This window comes from Flammeovirga agarivorans, assembly GCF_012641475.1.
GTDB classification, from domain to species: Bacteria; Bacteroidota; Bacteroidia; order Cytophagales; family Flammeovirgaceae; genus Flammeovirga; species Flammeovirga agarivorans.
The window spans coordinates 463,096-480,891 of the sequence record NZ_JABAIL010000003.1; the positions used below are offsets into that span (position 1 = coordinate 463,096).

Annotated in this window: 17 protein-coding genes; 8 read left to right on the forward strand and 9 right to left on the reverse strand. The window is 32.3% G+C overall.

The annotated features are described in order from the left end of the window. The first annotated feature begins 115 nt into the window (after nt 1–115). Nucleotides 116–808, forward strand: a complete 693-nt coding sequence (locus HGP29_RS10980) for a tetratricopeptide repeat protein (RefSeq protein WP_168882449.1) — start codon at nt 116–118, stop codon at nt 806–808. 104 nt (nt 809–912) lie between these two features. Here HGP29_RS10980 and HGP29_RS10985 read toward each other — a convergent pair whose 3' ends face one another. Further along, nucleotides 913–1,275, reverse strand: coding sequence for a hypothetical protein (locus tag HGP29_RS10985; RefSeq protein ID WP_168882450.1), 363 nt, complete (start codon nt 1,273–1,275; stop codon nt 913–915). A 334-nt stretch (nt 1,276–1,609) separates the two neighbouring features. On the opposite strand from HGP29_RS10985, the gene HGP29_RS10990 reads away from it, so the two are divergent. From HGP29_RS10990 to HGP29_RS11000, 3 genes are all read left to right on the forward strand, one after another. Further along, nucleotides 1,610–2,020, forward strand: a complete 411-nt coding sequence (locus HGP29_RS10990) for a hypothetical protein (RefSeq protein WP_168882451.1) — start codon at nt 1,610–1,612, stop codon at nt 2,018–2,020. Nucleotides 2,021–2,180: 160 nt separating this feature from the next. Then, on the forward strand, nt 2,181–2,678 hold the full coding sequence (locus HGP29_RS10995) for a hypothetical protein (RefSeq protein ID WP_168882452.1): 498 nt from the start codon (nt 2,181–2,183) through the stop codon (nt 2,676–2,678). A 963-nt stretch (nt 2,679–3,641) separates the two neighbouring features. Next, nucleotides 3,642–4,271, forward strand: coding sequence for a hypothetical protein (locus HGP29_RS11000; protein ID WP_168882453.1), 630 nt, complete (start codon nt 3,642–3,644; stop codon nt 4,269–4,271). Between the two features lie 156 nt (nt 4,272–4,427). Here the strand turns inward: HGP29_RS11000 and HGP29_RS11005 are convergent, their stop codons facing one another. From HGP29_RS11005 to HGP29_RS11035, 7 genes are all read right to left on the reverse strand, one after another. After that, the gene (locus HGP29_RS11005; protein WP_168882454.1) at nt 4,428–5,492 is read right to left on the reverse strand and encodes a flavin monoamine oxidase family protein; all 1,065 of its coding nucleotides are present in this window, start codon (nt 5,490–5,492) and stop codon (nt 4,428–4,430) included. Between the two features lie 163 nt (nt 5,493–5,655). Further along, complete coding sequence (locus tag HGP29_RS11010) at nt 5,656–5,832, reverse strand: hypothetical protein (RefSeq protein WP_168882455.1); 177 nt, start codon at nt 5,830–5,832, stop codon at nt 5,656–5,658. Nucleotides 5,833–5,954: 122 nt separating this feature from the next. Next, nucleotides 5,955–6,443, reverse strand: coding sequence for an anthrone oxygenase family protein (locus HGP29_RS11015; RefSeq protein WP_168882456.1), 489 nt, complete (start codon nt 6,441–6,443; stop codon nt 5,955–5,957). 19 nt (nt 6,444–6,462) lie between these two features. Further along, nucleotides 6,463–7,098 carry an NAD(P)-dependent oxidoreductase gene (locus tag HGP29_RS11020; RefSeq protein WP_168882457.1) on the reverse strand — a complete coding sequence of 212 codons (636 nt, stop codon included), beginning with the start codon at nt 7,096–7,098 and terminating at the stop codon, nt 6,463–6,465. Between the two features lies 1 nt (nt 7,099). After that, nucleotides 7,100–7,441: a hypothetical protein gene (locus HGP29_RS11025; RefSeq protein WP_168882458.1), complete on the reverse strand. Its 342-nt coding sequence runs from the start codon at nt 7,439–7,441 to the stop codon at nt 7,100–7,102. A gap of 74 nt (nt 7,442–7,515) precedes the next feature. Then, a complete protein-coding gene (locus HGP29_RS11030) occupies nt 7,516–8,295 on the reverse strand; it encodes a helix-turn-helix domain-containing protein (RefSeq protein ID WP_168882459.1) in 780 nt (259 codons plus the stop codon). A 255-nt stretch (nt 8,296–8,550) separates the two neighbouring features. Beyond that, the gene (locus HGP29_RS11035; protein ID WP_168882460.1) at nt 8,551–9,168 is read right to left on the reverse strand and encodes a hypothetical protein; all 618 of its coding nucleotides are present in this window, start codon (nt 9,166–9,168) and stop codon (nt 8,551–8,553) included. Between the two features lie 799 nt (nt 9,169–9,967). Here HGP29_RS11035 and HGP29_RS11040 point away from each other — a divergent pair. From HGP29_RS11040 to HGP29_RS11055, 4 genes are all read left to right on the forward strand, one after another. Then, on the forward strand, nt 9,968–10,657 hold the full coding sequence (locus HGP29_RS11040; protein ID WP_168882461.1) for a hypothetical protein: 690 nt from the start codon (nt 9,968–9,970) through the stop codon (nt 10,655–10,657). 106 nt (nt 10,658–10,763) lie between these two features. Beyond that, a complete protein-coding gene (locus HGP29_RS11045; protein WP_168882462.1) occupies nt 10,764–11,435 on the forward strand; it encodes a carbohydrate binding domain-containing protein in 672 nt (223 codons plus the stop codon). Nucleotides 11,436–11,677: 242 nt separating this feature from the next. Further along, entirely contained in the window at nt 11,678–13,582 is a 1,905-nt protein-coding gene (locus HGP29_RS11050) for a sulfatase-like hydrolase/transferase (protein ID WP_168882463.1), read from the forward strand. 285 nt (nt 13,583–13,867) lie between these two features. After that, complete coding sequence (locus tag HGP29_RS11055; protein ID WP_168882464.1) at nt 13,868–15,811, forward strand: LamG-like jellyroll fold domain-containing protein; 1,944 nt, start codon at nt 13,868–13,870, stop codon at nt 15,809–15,811. Between the two features lie 125 nt (nt 15,812–15,936). Here the strand turns inward: HGP29_RS11055 and HGP29_RS11060 are convergent, their stop codons facing one another. Beyond that, nucleotides 15,937–17,514, reverse strand: coding sequence for a sulfatase family protein (locus tag HGP29_RS11060; RefSeq protein ID WP_168882465.1), 1,578 nt, complete (start codon nt 17,512–17,514; stop codon nt 15,937–15,939). Nucleotides 17,515–17,796: the final 282 nt, after the last annotated feature.

Consider the following 17,796-nt stretch of genomic DNA (forward strand, 5'->3'; position numbering starts at 1 on the left):
AAATAAATATGCATATTATTTGTGTGTTGTTATAAGTCACAGACTTATACCTTAGTTAGTTCTTAGTGACGACTTTCGTCTTAACACTAAGAACAGGGTTGAGATCTATTATAAAATGAAGATAATTACACCTTTAATTAAAATTTTACATTTAAAATCATATTTAAAATATATCAATTTTATTTATAAAGCTGATCTTTTAATTCAAAAGAAAGAATTTAATGAAGCAATAAGGTTATGTGAGCAAGTAGAAGTCTATTTACCAAAACTAGAAAATGTATATGGAAAAGAAGCTCTTTATGAGTTATATTACATAAAAGGCTGTGCATTTATGTATTTATCTGATTATGATAGTGGTATTTGTTATTTGACAAAATCTTTACTTTATAAGGAATCAAATAAACAAGCTTTAGATTATTTAGGTTTAATGTATCTTGATAAAGATAGATTTAAATCAAGAAATTACTTTTTAGATTCATTAAAAATTAATGATAAAGACTATAGAACTTACTTTAATTTAGGTCTTTTAGAATCGACAGAGAAAAATTATGATGAGGCAATAATCAATCTAAAAAAATCCATTAACTTAAATAAAGAACATATGGCATCTTATTATAAGTTAGGGACAGTGTATTTTATGCAAAATGATTTAGTTAATGCCCAAAAGTATATTTCTAAACTTGTCGATAAATATGGCTTTCAATTTTATAAAAATATCCAACAAAAAGATTTTTTAGAAAATAAAAATTTATTGGGTAGCAAAAAATCTGAGTTCATTAGATGGATTAAATACGAATTTTTTAAATAAATATGCCTGTTAGTTGTGTGTTGTTATAAGTCCCAGACTTATATATTAGTTAATTCTTAGTGACGACTTTCGTCTTAACACTAAAAACTGACTAACATGTACTCCTAACGTTTATACCATGTCATCTCATCCCAACTATTGGTCCCACCTATCTTGATTGTACTATCACTAACAATCATATATTTGTTTTTTTGTTTACCACTTGGAAGTACTTCTATTACTTTGAAACGATTATCATTTTCGTGTTTGATGTATTTATACAATACATGACCTCTTTTGTAACCATATCCTTCTGCAACTGTACCATTAATCTGATTCAATTTACCGTAATAAACCCCACTATGATTTGATTCATATATTCTCAAACTAAATGAATCATAACCATCCACATAGTCACCTTCTATATTTGGAGCACAAGAAAAAAAGATTAATGAGAGAAAAGTACCGATTATTGGTTTTAAGTTCATTAGTTCAAAAAATTTTAAAAGAAAATCTTATATGAAGTTAGAGCTTATCTTTCTAGATTCCTATAGTTTAACCTCTCCACTGCTCGTAATTTTAAGTGCTAGCGTCATTTCAAACTATAAAATGGATGAAATACGAATTTCTTAATTAAATATGCATATTATTTGTGTGTTGTTATAAGTCCCAGACTTATACATTAGTTAGTTCTTAGTGACGACTTTCGTCTTAACACTAAGAACAGACTCAGTAAGTCCTGGCTACGGTAAAAGTCCCTACAAAGGTAAAGACTTTAATGGTAATGAAGGAAAATCAGAAAAGATAGACTAACAAAAAAATATGAGAAAAATATTGAAAATTATATTTTATTCAATTCCTTTTTTATACGTGGGGGTATTTGGACCTTATGGAGGGGCTGAAGAAATGCGTAATTCTATTCAATTAAATTTTAAAAAAACACAACAATTAAAAGTTGAAGAAATAGTAAATAATGATAGAGGATGGCTTACATTTAATAGTGAATCAAATTCATATCTTATTTATTTAAATCATGATAGTAGAAATATAATCCAAGAAGGTGATTCTATTATTCATTTTGCAGGTTTAGATAGTCTTTATCATAAAACTAAAGAAGTTGAAGTTATACCAAATGAAATTATATACTATGATCCTACATCTTGGTTACATGAATTATTAGGAGATACTTTAGATATTGAAGGTAGATATGGTAAAAAGCCGGGGAGGCAATAATAATCCTCAACTGATCGTAATGTTATACACTAGCATAATTTCAAACTTTAAATTGATGAAATACGAATTTTTTAAATAAATACGTCTATTAATTGTGTATTGTTATACGAATAATAGTTCATAATGACAATTTTCGTCTTAACACTAAGAATTAGAATTTATGAGAAATATTATCTTCCAAAGAAGAAAAATAAATATATTTTATGAAGTAATTTATTCAAATATTATACTGATAATTTACTTTGGTGTATTATTAGTAATTTCGTTATTAAAGTTTGCTTTATTTTTTGTATTTGTATTTCTAGTTGCCATTAGTTTTGCCATATATAGATCATTTATGTATCATAAAAACTATATTTTATCATTAGATTATGAAGAGGATAAATTTCATATTTTATATCAGAAAATAGGTAGTATAAATCGTCTTATCGTAGAAAAAAATGAGTTAAATATTTTTTTGTATAAGCGTTCTGGAAGGGGGGTGAAATATGCCTATATCAAAATGGTTTATTTAGATCAAACCTTTTTCTTGTTAGAAGATTCAGTGGAATTGAAGATAAATGAGTTGTTAGAACTCTTTATCCAATTAAAAGATTTAAAGAGTGAAAAAATAAATATAGGTGAACAAAATATCATTAAATCTTATCGGAACACCTAGGATACTTCTCTCCACTGTTCGTAATGTTAAGTGCTAGCGTCATTTCGAACTATAAAATGGATGAAATACAAATTTCATAATTAAATATGCATATTATTTGTGTATTGTTATAAGTCCCAGACTTATACATTAGTTAATTCTTAGTGACGACATTCGTCTTTACACTAAGAACAGGTTTGAGGAAGATCGTTTTATGAAAATTATATAAACCCACATTTATATAAATAATATGCATTATATAGCGTTCAGAATTTATTCATTTATTAAGAAATATCAAAGACAACCACAACCGGAATTAGCGAATAAAATATTCTTAGGTACTGTGCCATTGTCAGTATTAATTTGGTTTAACTTACTCACTTTACAATCTCTGATATCCAAGTATTATGTTAAAGTACCTATTTTTAAAATAGAGTATGTATTTTTCGCTTGGCTTTCATTAAATCTAGTAATCTATTTTTTTATTGTAAATAGGAGAGATTTTTTGACTAGATATAAAAAAGACTTTAAGGGTGGTATCGTTGTCGTTTTATACATAATATTCACATTGATTATGCTGGTTGTTTCCTAACCTTCTCCCACTGTTCGTAATGTTAAGCGCAAGCGTCATTACGAACTACTATATTGTATAAGTTTTCAACTTATAACTAATACAATCTCAGCACTCCCTTATTGGCCTGATAAGTTTCATTCGTTATCGTTTCTACTATCATCTGATAAACATCTTCTCGAATAATATCCACTTTTGCATTGAAAGTAACTTGCCCAGTTATTAGATTACTTTTTAGAGTATGAATTCAACTTTTCGAGCCCTTCAATTCTTTAGGACATTTAACTGTACTTCCTATTCATAAACAATATTTCCCACCAGTGTTTCAGAATGTAAATTAACGACACACAATTGTACTCTTGACGTTTGCTTAACTATAACATTTAATCATTCAATCTGAACACTATATTATCATGAAAAATTTATTTATCTCAATCGCTTTTACTACTGTTACAATGTTAGCTTTTACTAGCTGTAACCACGATAACGAACCACAACCCATTCATCGCACAACTCATATTCATCAACCTGTTCAAACTTATAAACATGTAGATGTTGATTCAGTTGTCACTAATGAACATAAAGACAAAATCGTTAAAACTCGTAGAGTAATAGATGAGGCAGAAACAGTTGATTATACAACAATTAACAGCAACAAAAATAAAAATGGTTTTGTCGAAGGCGTCGGTGCTGGTATGCATCAAGACATGACAATCAAAGACAAAAACCGTAATGAAGTTACACCAATCACTGATAGTGATGTTTTGCTTGACCAAGAAGGTGTAGGTGAAGGATTACATGAAGAGGTAAACTATAATATTACGTATGCTGATCGTGTTAATGAGGTCATGTTTAAAGCATTGATCCTAGACAAAGCACAAATGGCTAATGTGTTCTACACAACAACAGAACATGGCAAGGTCAATATCACAATTAATTATTCAGATGGTACTACTGAGCAAGAAAATGATGTGAAACATTATGAGTATGCTGGTTATACTGACTTCGAAGTTAAAGGTGAATTCTATCGCGTAAACAACTAAACCTAAATATTTAAGTAAGCGACACATTCTTTAAGGGTGTGTCGTTTTATTTATTATTTATCGACGACATTTAATCATGAAATTTATTCCTTCACTTTTGCCATGTTAAGCACTAGCATCATTACTAACTAATATTTCGAGTAAGTTTCTAACTTATCATTTTGAATCAACTAACTTCTCAAAGCAGTTTTTTGCAGCGATAATTGCACCTTCCATATATCCTGAATATATAGGGCTAACCTCCGTTCCCCCAAAGAATAGTTTACGGTTCATATACTGATGTTGAAGTAGTAGATGCCCATTATTCTGATGAGGATATTCAAGGACTGGATTTCCATCGAGAATAAATTCGTCTGTCCAGATTTTGTCTTCGTAGAGTAAAGGTTGAGTTGCTTTCTGGCCTAAAATCTCTTCCAATTGTTGTAATACAAATTTTTTCCTTTCTTCTTGAGTATAAGCCTTGGCACCGGGATTTAAAAAACCAGTAAACCCAAACTTTGTCTTGTCGATATTAGTATGATCATACATCTCAGCAATAATTCCAGAATTACTGTAGAACATACCCGAAAAGCCATTCTCTCTCCAGAAAGGACGTTTATATTCTATCACATATTTAATTGATCCACCCATCCAAGTTTGAACAGTAGGAAAGAGAGCTGTCAATTCTTGAGGGAGACTTGGAGAAAAAGAAATCTGTGACCCCACCAATTGAGGAGGCAAACACAACACTACTTTATTGGCCTGATAAGTTTCATTCGTTACTGTTTCTACTATCAATTTATGCCCATCTTCTCGAATAGCATTCACTTTTGCATTGAGGATAACTTGCTCAGATTTTAGTTTACTTTTTAGAGTGTGAATTAAATTTTCCGATCCCCCTTCAATTCTATAAGAAGATGCTTCATTTTGTGGTACAAAAAACTCTTGGATTGGGGAATATGGATTGGGTTGAAACAAGGATTTACCTTCTGAAAATTGTTGGAATTTCTGAATACCTAATGCTTTCAATGTAGATATGATATGGGTATGCACTCCTTGTAACCAAGTGGCTCCCAGTTCAAGAGGTGTATTATTTTTTCCTTGAAGTGTTTGCATTCTGCCTCCAATTCTTGGAGAAGCTTCTAAAATGGTAGCTTTAATATTTTTTTCTAATAGTAAACTAGCTAACATTAACCCACTTAAACCACCGCCAACAATAATAATTTCTTCGTCTTGTTTCATTTATCTTTAAAAGCGTATTTCTTCCCAGTTGTTCTACATTTTGTGATGACGAATCTACATAGAATGTTGATCATCTTTATCTAAACTATTAAAAATTTGTATTGTTTTTCATAATTGTTGAAATAAAAAAAGCACCCCTAAATGGGATGCTCTATATTTTGGATTATAATATCTCAGATAACTTTTCTTTCGTTGCTTTTTTAAGTTCGTCTACTTTCTGTTCAGCAACGTACTCCCCAACTTTTAAACCTCCTTTGGCTAATGTTTTATCAGAGATACCTACCGAATTAGCTGCTTTTCTTACTGTTTTTGCAATCTTTACTTTTGTCTTTAATTTCATATTTCCTAAAAATTATTTGTTTGATGAGTATACGATGTATCACTGTAACATTGTTGCTCTATCTAACAATCGTTATACATTTATATAGGGAAATATGAACGGACTTTTTCAAAACTATAGGTTTACTGATAAAAAGTGGAGGTCATTAATAGAAGAAAAGTAACGACTGATGAAATAGAACGAATCAGGTTATAATTATTCCATTTACGTTCAATACTAACTCGTAAGTGTTGTAGTTCTTTTACAGACATACCTTCTAAATTACTTTTATCTAGTATTTCATTTAATGGGATATTACCTAATACAGTAATAATAAATACGCCTAACCAATAAATGAGAAAGGCAATAAGTACAAACCAAAATATATACTTTTGAGAAGAGTTGAAATAACAGATAGGTACTATTACAGTCGAAACAATTGCTCCAATAAATAGAGTTTTAAAACTAGGATTTAAGATGACACGGTTCATGGATTGAAAAGATTTCAAGTACTCTAAGTCACTTAATTGGCCTATTCCTGGCTTTACAGCATTGGACCACGTAAAAAAAATACCAGCCATTAATCCTGTTAAACACATAGCTAACGCTAATGCAAATTGTTGTGAAGTCATGATAATTTATTACTTACGATTAATAAGATACTCCAGGTGTTTGATGTATATATGCTGTATTGTTAATTTGTTTGATAATAAAATCAGCCACATCAGCCCGAGCTATTTTTAGTTTTGTGTTTTTGTTGGTTGGACTGAATCCATGAAGATATTTACCTGTTTTATTACCATCCGTAAAAGCAGAAGGTCTAATAATCGTCCAATTTAAGTGACTGTTTTTTACAAACTCTTCTTGTAGTTCATGATCTAAAAACACTTTTTTCAAGAACCAGCCAAACATAATGTGTTTCCAAAAGAAATTAAGGTTACCATTGCTTTCTCCAGCCCCTAAAGTTGTTTGACAAAGTAGTCTGGAAATACCTTGGTTTTTCATGGCTTCTATGATAATTTTTGTGCCTTCAGAGCGAACAGTACTAGTTCTGCTTTTTCCAGAACCTAAGGTGACGATGACAACATCCATTCCTGTTACCGCTTTTTGTACATCATTAGAATGCAATACATTGCCTTCCATAACTATAAGGTTAGGATGTGATAGTTCTTGAAGTTTTTCTTTATTTCTGCAAAATGCAACTACTTGATACCCCTTTTCTAAGGATTGAGAGATCACATGTTTTCCTATTGTTCCTGTAGAACCAAATACGACTATTTTTTTCATATTAATTTAATTGTAAGGTGTTTAACCAATTTTTTAGTGTTTTATATTCAGTACTCGATAATGAAATAGAATTCCCTTTCGGCATCCGTTTTTTGATAAAAACTTGGGTATTAATTTGAGGCCCAAACCGATCCATGTTGTCGGGTGTGAAAATTTTACGTCGATTCTTTTTCACATGACAGACATTACATTTTGTGTTTAGTACTTCAAAGGCTTTCTCTTTTAAGCTGTTGCTTTCAGAGGAAGGAATACTTTTGTGCGAAAGTCTAGACCAATTATTTTCTAGATCTGAGGCGAAGAGAAATGACAATGCGCCAAAACTGAGTAAGAAGAATATTTTCATTTGTTTTATTTTGTAACAAATGTATCTACTCTATTTACCTTAAAATTGAACAAAACCGACAAAGTGGAAACGACCTATAGATTGCGACAATAGAAAGACGGTGTTTGTCCCGTATAATTTTTAAAAGTTCGAATAAAATGAGATTGATCTGTAAAGCCACTGTCTAAGCCCACATCGGTTAACTTCTCATAATTGGCCGCGGTAAGTTGATTAAGAGAAAATTGAAACTGGATTATTTTTGCAAATTGCTTGGGTGAAAGTCCTACATATGATTTGAAGTTTCTCTCAAGTGTTCGTTCGGTTAGTGATAATTCATTTAAGAGAGTTTTTACTTTTAACTGACCTTGATGACGTAGAATTATCGAAATAGCTTTTTGTACCGAATCATTTTCTACAACGTTATGTTTGTTAATTAATTCTCTCATTAATGTCGAAATAATTTCCACCTGTTCTGATGTACTTACTGATGCTCTTAATTGTTTCTGGTAACCTTTAATATCGAGGTATTCAATTTGAAGTAAATCGTAACATTCATCATTTAGAACTTTTGGGTCTATGTTGAGTAGGTATTTGGAGGCAAAAGGGTAAAGTTGCACAACAACATAATTATGTGGTCCTTTCACATCTAATGAAATAGGACGAATTGTTTGTCCGTAGAGAAATAATTCTGATAGTTCTTTTTCCTGAGGCAATAAGTAAAACCCCTCATCAGATTGTTGAAACATTATTCCTGGGTAGCCATCAGCATATAATGGAATATTTGTATGTGAATGTATTTCACTGTTTTTTCCAGTCATAATACAGTTCACATAAGGAGCTAAATCTTGGTCTATATGGAATTCTGTTTTTATCAAAAGAGATGAGTTACAAGTACCAACAAATATATTTAAACACTATCATAAAATAAATCATGAGTGTTTGACATGATTCGTTTCAAAAATCAAGCGAACATTATCAATACTCAATGGAAAGTAGAAATGTGTACCCCAAATAGTGCTATAAGTAAGAAAAAGGGCATTTGATATAATTTCAATAGTTGTTGTTAGAAGTGCTTTATTTATTTAAAGTTGATGACGAGGTTAGGCTTACTAAGAATTGAGATGTAGTCACTATTCGTAACAACCGTAAGATCTATTGAGCAAAGTGTATTCACCCTTCCAATTAAATAGTACAGTTTTAGTCGCTGACCATCCAGTTATACCTCTGTTTATACCGCCCAATTCTCTTTCCCCTATTTTCAATCTTGACCATCGTTTTTTCTTAGTTGGTTTTTGATAGACACGATCTCCAATAGCGTATTCTAAACAATCTCTAATTTTGTTCTTATCACTTTCTGACCTGTTTTTTCTCTTTAATTGAGAAGTGTAATCTTCATAATAATAGAGTATTATATCACCATAAAAGTCTTCAATTGTTGAAGTGATATCATTACGTCTTTTATAATTATCTTCAATTTGAGCAGAAATATACCATTTTTCTCCACCTAAGGTGTCGGGATAAATACTTATCTCTATGATTCCTTTATTGTTTACAAATAGATCATTTTGAACAAATTCATTGATTGTTGTCCTTATCAACTTACGTTTAATAGTATCGTTTTGAGCTAATGTTACTTCATCACAATGTTTTAAAACTTCACTATTATTTGGTGATTCTATACAGGAAAAACCTATCATAGTAAGAAGGAAATAAATACAGCCAAATTCAACTTTCATTTTCTTCTGCATAATATTTAGATACTTTATTTTCAGAAAACTTTACTCAATTGTATTCTCATCTTATTCAATACCGTTATAAGTATTCACTTTTTTAGGTTTTAAAAGATATATCTTTTATTAATTGTAGGATGATTGTCATTTTGTAGTTTATAAAAGTGAAGTAAGCATTACTTATTATCCTTTTCTTCGGGCTTATTCTATTTATGCGTAGAACTAAAAGTCTAAATAAAAATACCACCTCAAAACTATTGTTTAACCTTAACTTTTTGTGATGACCAACTTCGGGTATTGTGATTGGTCTTATATAAACGTTCCATCTTATTTTTTCAGTAGAGTCGGAGGTTATCAGTGGTTATGGTTTTTGTTACCCCTTTGCTAAAATCTGTTCTGATCATATTTTGAACCTAAAGAATTGTGGATACTATCGAAGATGGACAGGTAAACTATTGTTGTTTAACCCTATTGAACTACCTAATTTTTAATCAATAAGAAGAGGTAAAAGTAGAGTTTTCGTTCGTCTTTGATATAAATAGTGGAAGCTAAAAAATGGCTTATTTAGTATAGGGTGCGAATGTAACGGTTTTACAGTGTTTCGTGGTCTGATAACAAACGCTGTAACTGACCATATCGCATCGGTTAATTATTATTACAATGGTTTAAAGTCAGTTCAAAAAGGGTTGAATAACTAACCCAATGGCCAGTTGTCGATATTTTAGGGTAAAATCTTTTTATACATTTGAAGTGCCAGCATTTTTTAAATAACATAGTTATCAAGGGGCTTTCCATAAAGCTCAAAAATTAATTTACAATGAAAAGAAGTTTTATAGTTCTAGTTCTTATCCTGATTTTTGCAGGACCAGATTTCGCCCAAAATTCAAAGATTCTTGACAAAAAAATCAAAGAGATTCATCAAAGAATTGATGATTACCAAGGTTTCCTCACGCTCTCTAACGAAGAGGTAGATACTATTTACGACCTTTATTTAAATCGATACTTAAAGAAGGATAGTATTCACCGAGCAGTTCTCAATGATGAATCGTTGAGTAAGTATGAGAAGATAAAAATGAAGAAAAGAGTCGATAAAGAAACAGATCTGAAATTGATGAACTTGCTTTCATTTGAAGAATATATTCAAATCAAATGTCATCATCAGACAATAATTCGTTTAGGTCAGATTCAGTTTATTAACCCTTTAAACGAAAACGACTATCAACGTATACTTGTTGCAATGAGGGAGATGCGTTATCATAATATTTTGGTAGCAAAAGAGTTTGGAAAATCGTCGCCTATTGCAAAAGAAAAAATGATGGAAAATCGCTCGAAATGTGCAGCGATAGAAAAAGAAATATTTACGGAAGACATGTATACTCATCTAAAAAAGCTTAACCTACTTACAATTGTAGATTGGGGAAAAGATACTCATTTATCGGATGCAGATGAGATGTCGAGTATATTGGATGGATATAATATTCTAGAACCTGTGGGAACTTATAGATAAGTGAGGTGTTTAGAAGATATCCAACCTTTATGAATAGGAATTAAACCTTATTTTTATACATCTATCTCTATATTTGATGTATCAATAACATAACAGTCAAAGTGAAATGAAAACTCTATTTACATTAGTAGTTACCTTATTTTTTAGTGCCACATTGATGGCTCAGGATTGGAAATATATTCCAATTAAAGGGACGACAAATGCAGGATTTGAGAAACAATCTGGACCCGTTAAACCAATTTCAACTTTACCAGGAAAAGGAAAAAAAGGCGTTGAAGGTTGGTACCTTCCTTTTACAGGTTCTTTAGTAAAAGAATCTATCGTAGTAACAAACAAAGAAGCTTACAATGGGGATTATTCTTTACAAATAAAGACCAACCCTAATGCAAGTGTATTGTATAAAGGGTTATTAAAGCACAATCCTATTAAGATAAAAAGCCCAGGAAGATATAAAATTTCATTTTGGGTGAAGGCATCAGATACCAATGCAAAAATCAAAATCGGTTCAATGATCTCTAAAGATGCTTTAGAGCAAACACTGAAAATGAACAAGCAAGGTAAGCCATTTAATTTGGGTGATACCAAACCCAAAGTGGTAGATCTTACCTTAAGTAAAGATTGGAAGCAGATTTCTCGTCAGGTTGTGGTTACTAAGAAAGATATTGAAGCAGGTTATGAGTATATCATTCCTACTTTATTAATGGGAGGTACTCCAAATGTCACTTTCTACATCGATGAATTTAGATTAGAATATGTAATGAAGAGCACTTCGAAATAGATTCTTATTTTCGTTAGCTAACCAATAAAGAATACCACCTATATTGAAAATGTCTCATGGAATAATTAATTCTGTGAGACATTTTTATTTTCTTTTTAATCTAAGAGAAAGATGACTGTATTTTAGGCTGTAAGACCTAATATTGAAATGATTGTAACGGATAGTCAACTTGTATTTCAAAAGAGAAAACTAACTTTTAAGTGTGTGACATTATTATAACTTTTTATCTAACACTTAATGAAATGAAATATTTAAACATGCGATCAATGATATACTTCAGTATCATATTGATGGTAATCCCTATGTTCAGCACTAAAGCACAAGACAGACCGAACGTCTTATTCTTAACTTCCGATGATTTGAATTTTGATTCGGTAGGGGCCTATGGTTCAAAGGTAAAAAACACTACTCCTAACATTGATAAACTATCGGCACAAGGTATGATGTTTGAAAATGCCTATGTTCAGGTTGCCAGTTGCTGCCCATCTAGGAATGTATTCCATACAGGCCATTATTCTCACAATAGTGGAGTGGTAGGATTTTTTAGCGTTGACTTTCCTCAAGCCACCCTTCCAGAGGCGTTAAGAGAAAATGGGTATTTTACAGGAATTATTCAGAAAGTATTAGACTCTAGCCCTACAAACAATAAAGCTAAATATTGGGATTACGTAGCAAGTTTTAAGAACTCTGAATCTAGAACAGCGAATAAGTATAAAACAGCTTTTGAGGAATTATTAGAAGAGGCAAAAGCATCCAACAAGCCCTTTTATGCATCAGTAAATGTTCAAGATCCACATCTACCGTTTTATAGAGGTGAAGATACCAAAGAAGGGTTTGACCAAAACCCTCCTTCTTTGTTGTATGATGAAGACGAGATACCTGTTCACCCAGTATTACCACAATCTGATAATTTCAAAGAAGAAATGACAGATTATTATAATACCGTAAGAAGAGGAGACGATTGTATCGGTGATATTCTTCAAGTGTTAGAAGATGCAGGATTGATGTCGACAACTTTAATTGTTTATATCTCTGACCATGGTATGTCGTTTCCTTTTGTAAAATCGAATCTTTACCCACAAAGTGTGAAGACACCATGGGTTGTTGTTTGGCCGGGAGAAATTTCAGGAGGCCAAGTAGATACATCACATATGATTTCTGCTATTGATATGATGCCGACCATTCTTGAAGTTACAAATACTGAGGCGCCAGGCCCTTTAGCTGGTCGATCATTGTTGGGTATCTTAAAAGGAGATATAGAAGAAGACAGAGAATATGTTTTTGTGGAACAGAACGAAGGCCCTACAGCAGAACCTCGACCGATGAGGGCAGTACACTCCAAAGAGTTTGTCTATATTTTTAACGCTTGGGGTACCGGTGATTATGAGGCGATTATGGAGTGCCGTTGGTATAGATCTTATGCAACTTTTTCTGCCTTATCTAAAGAGGATGAACAGATTAAAGAGAGGTTCGATTTTCTTAATTATCGTACAGTTGAGGAATTATATGATACAAAAAATGACCCCTATTCATTGAATAATCTGATCGATGATCCTAAGTATGCAGAAGTATTGGAAGACCTAAGAACGAGATTGGAGAATTGGATGAGAACAACCAATGATTTTGCTTTAGAGGGATATTTAGTAAAAGATGATAAGGAAAAATTGAAAGAATTTATGGAGAAGAGGATCGCGATTTCACAAGAAAGAGCCACACGATTAGAATGGAAACGAGCGATTAAAAATGACAATAGACCGGAAGGTCAATTAACAGAACTTGGGGAGTCTAATATTGTTATCCCTGAAGTACCTGAAGAAGAGGAGAAAGAAGAAGAAAACGAAGAGGAAGAAGAGAAAAATACAGATGCTGAGGAAGAAGAAGTAAATACACCCATAACGAGTATTGAAGGGAATAGGGAAACCACTTTCTTTTATCCTAACCCTGTAAAAAATGGGGAGCTAATTAAGCTAGCAACAGAAGACATAGTAGCAGTGAAAATCTATGATCAAACTGGACGATTAGTTTTTGCAAAAGATAACGTTGCCCAATCATTTGTATTCGATAGCTTAATAAAAGGATTGTACTTTATTCATATTATTAAAGCAGGTGAGAAGGTATATGTTGGAGAGATGATTGTCAATGACTAGACATTAGAATTGCATCTGAAAGTAATGAAAAGGCACTTTTATTTTTATAAATAGAAGTGCTTTTTTTAGGTTTGATATTTCTTTAGTAGAAGGTGATTCGAATATTTTGAAGTGCTAAGTAGGTAAGTTGTACAATATAATATTCATAGTAGTCCCGCTTAAAATTACAATAGCCTAAACTACTATGACCACAAATAAACGAATCATTATCTATGATACTTATTGTAGGTTTTATGCTACTGAAGTAGTGTGATATTCTTCATATTTGGAATAAAAGAAATTGAAATGAAAAGAAATACACTAACACTGATTTTTACTGCTTTACTATTAAGCATAAATACATTTGCACAGGAGACCACTCCAAAATGGAGATTTATTAATATTCCAGATTACCATAATGCTGAAGGATTCACAAGAATTTGGAATAAGAGTAAAGATCCTGCTTTTAAAAACGCAAGAGAAGAGCGTATTGCATCACAAATGACTTCTTTTAGAGAGATGAAAAATGCTCATGGAGGAGAGTTGGTTATTCTTCCGGGAGATACCAACGGAGGACATTGGTACAAAGCTAAATACCTAAATGCTTTTAAATCATACCCAGCATATGCCGATTATACGGAAAAGGATGTAATTATTGAGTCTTCTCGTTTATGTTATCAAGGACTGAAAGATATCGTATATGGAGTGGGTTACCAAGAATTTCTAGTGGCTGTAGGTGATCATGAACTGGGAGATAATCCTTGGAGAAAAAATTCAAAAGTGGTCAAAAATTTACCTCATTTCAGAGAAGGCTTTGCTAAAGTTTTTACTTTAGATGAGAAAGGAAATTCTCGTTTTACTAAAAAAATTGGTAAGGCGGATGCCAGACCGATTGGAACTAAATATGAACACACTTCTAATGCGATCCAATACAAAAATATCTTATTTGTAACCATTGATATGTTTAGATTCGATGGAGCTGATATCAACTTAGGAGATGAAGGAACAGTAGAGGGAGATATTACAGGAGAACATCTAAAGTGGTTCGAAGCTGTACTTAGTGAAGCCCAAAAAGAGAAGAGTATTAAGCACATTATCGTACAATCTCATTTACCGATTATTTATCCAGTAAGAAAGTATGCGAGTAGTGGTATGTTGGTGTCAAGACATGCCGAAGAGAAGGTTTTAAATCTCTTACGAAAGTATCATGTTGATCTATATTTAGCTGGAGAAGTGCATATGAATACAGTAACAAAAGACGATAAGTCTGACCTTATCCAATTTGTAGGAAGAGGTAATGATTTAAGTAATTTAACCGCTGTAGATGTAGAAGATAACAAGTTAAGCTTAGTCGCTTATCATAAAAATGGTGATCAGCTAGGAACATTGACGATTGACAAATCAAATACAAATACAACAGTTGCCTCATCAGGTTTGCTTGCCCCTATCTCACCTCAAAAAATACAAATCCATTGGAGTTTTGATAAAAAGATTCCTGCGAATAAATTTAAATTTAGTGTTACTGGCAATTATCCAAATCAAGCAAAGGATAAAGTGCATTTCAAAGGCATTACTTCTCCTGTTGCCTACTTAAATGACGGTGATTTTGAGTATGATTATTCATTGCTAGGAGCTTCTTCTAAAATAGAAAAAGGTATCATTGATAATGCGATTAGAATTGATGAAAATTCAAAGCTATTTGTGTTACCAATTGGCCCTATAGCAAAAGGATACGAGCGAACTATTTCTTTATGGTTAAAAACAAATGCAGACGGCAGAAGAATTATCTTCAATAGTAATTCCTATTGGGGAAAAGGGCAGTTCTACAATATTTCTATCAACGAAGGACAACTAGAACTCGCTCTTAAATCAGACATTTATACGGTAACTACCAATCAAAAAATTAATGATGGAAAATGGCATCATGTAGCGGTGGTAGTACCTCAATATGGGGCAACACTCAATGATAATTTGCTATATGTAGATGGAAAATTAATTTCAGAAAGAAATACCAAAGGAGGAAATAGTAAGGTGAATACCAGCCAAGCCAATTGGATGTCTATTGCTACTCAAATGAAGAAACATAAATCAAACCTAAGAGAAACTATGAACATGCAGAATTTCAAAGGACTTTTGGATGATGTTTCGATGTGGACTAGAGCCCTAAACCATGAAGAGATCCAGCAGATATATCAATCAGGTTTGGAAGGTGTTAGTGCATTAGAACTTGATAAAAAACTCGCGCAATAAGACTTTTAGTACATGTTTTAGTTCTTTTAGCTTTACTTATGCTGAATACTAAAAAAGAGTTGGGGTTATTATCACTTTTGATAATAACCCCAACTCTTTTTTATGACTACCAATTGATAGTTGGATTACGTTCTGTACATGAAATTTACTTTCTTTCCTTTCCATCCCGTTTCATCTAACCAATTTTGTAGTGCATTCTCTAAATCAAGAATTTGATTGATGTATTTTCTATCATCGATGATGTTTTTAGATTCCCCTGGATCGTTCTTTAGATCATAGAAAAAACTATCACCATCAGGGTAAATGACTAATTTGTATTGTTCGTCACGTACCATAAACGAACCTTTGGCATCTGCCAGTACTTCTCGTCCGCCTTTTGGATGTGCCTTAATTCTTTCACAGAATGAATATTTAGGAGCCAATGATTTATCCTTTTCACCTGTTAGGAACGGAATAATATTCACACCTGCTACTTCTTCTTTATAATCTGTTTCTGTAATAGACAATATTGTAGGCTTAATGTCTACTAAACTAACGGGAATATCTGTAACGCCAGGCTTTAAAAGTTTTGGATAACGGATCATAAATGGAATGGCCGCGATATCATCATAAAACGATTCATTTACTTTCCATACCATACCATGTTCACCCATCATATCACCATGGTCGGCAGTAAAGATGATCAAAGTTTCATCAAGAATACCTTGTTCTTCCAACTCACCCAAGATTCTGCCTACCCTGTCATCTAGATATTTTACAGCACCATAGTAGATTCTTAAAAACTCTCTAAGTCCTTCATCACCGTAACCTTTTACCATTCTTCTAGACCAAGATTTGTCGAACTTTGTTTCTGGCACTTGAGTTAATGGCATTTGCAATGAATCAGGATTGAAAAGACCATAGTATGGATCAGGAACAAAATTGGGATCATGTGGCCAGATAAAAGAGGTAGTAATGAAAAATGGAGTATCTACAGAAGAAGCATTTTCAATAGAGGCCACTGTTTTGTTAGCTAAGATATCATCAATCCAATCTTCTTGTTTCAGTCTTAAACGACCCATTTTAATGACGAAGTCCTTGTGTTTAACATCTTCCCAAACATTTTCAAGGTGACTTCTTTTATCAGCCATAGAAGGACTTACCTCTACAGGCCAGAATTGATTGTAGAAATTCATCCAATCTTGCCCATCATCTTTACGAACAGTAATTTGTCTATCAGCCATTTCTTGTTTGTACTGATAGGCATAATCATATTGATCTTTATAGTATGGTAAATAGTTTAGGGAATCGCTTTCTACATGCCATTTACCATATTGGTGTGTAGCATAACCCTCGCTATTTAATAATTTACCTGTTGTTTCATCTGTAATATCGATACCATCTTTTTGTTTCGAACCCAAGTTGTGGACTACACCATGTTGATGCGGATAAAGTCCCGTAACAATGGAAGCTCTAGAAGGTGAACAAAATGGGGTTGCACTATACGCTCTATTAAACTTAACTCCTTCGTTGGCAATTCTGTCGATATTGGGAGTAGGTACAGGGCCTCCATAACAACTAAGAGCCTTGTAGTTCAATTGGTCACACATAATAACCAATACATTGGGTTGTTTCTTTACCTTTTTATTTAAAGTGGGCTTACAACCTATGCTTAATATAAGTAGGAAAAGACCTACATATACATTGTTAATTTTATAATTCATACATTCCTAATTAAAAAGATTACGAAAAGGTGTGTTTTAGCGACATCATAAAATTACAATTCAGCTACATCAATATAATCCAATTTTAAGTCAAAATAGTTTTATAACCAACCATTCAAAATTAGTCGATTTTTTTGACTATCCTATTTAGTATTCAGAGTATTGAAAATACCCTTTCGCTTGTTTTTTTTATCACTACCCTTTGATTTTCTGCCTAATGATATTTAGGTTAGAAGTTGGTTGCTTTGTTAATATAATAAGTGATATACAAAGAATACTATC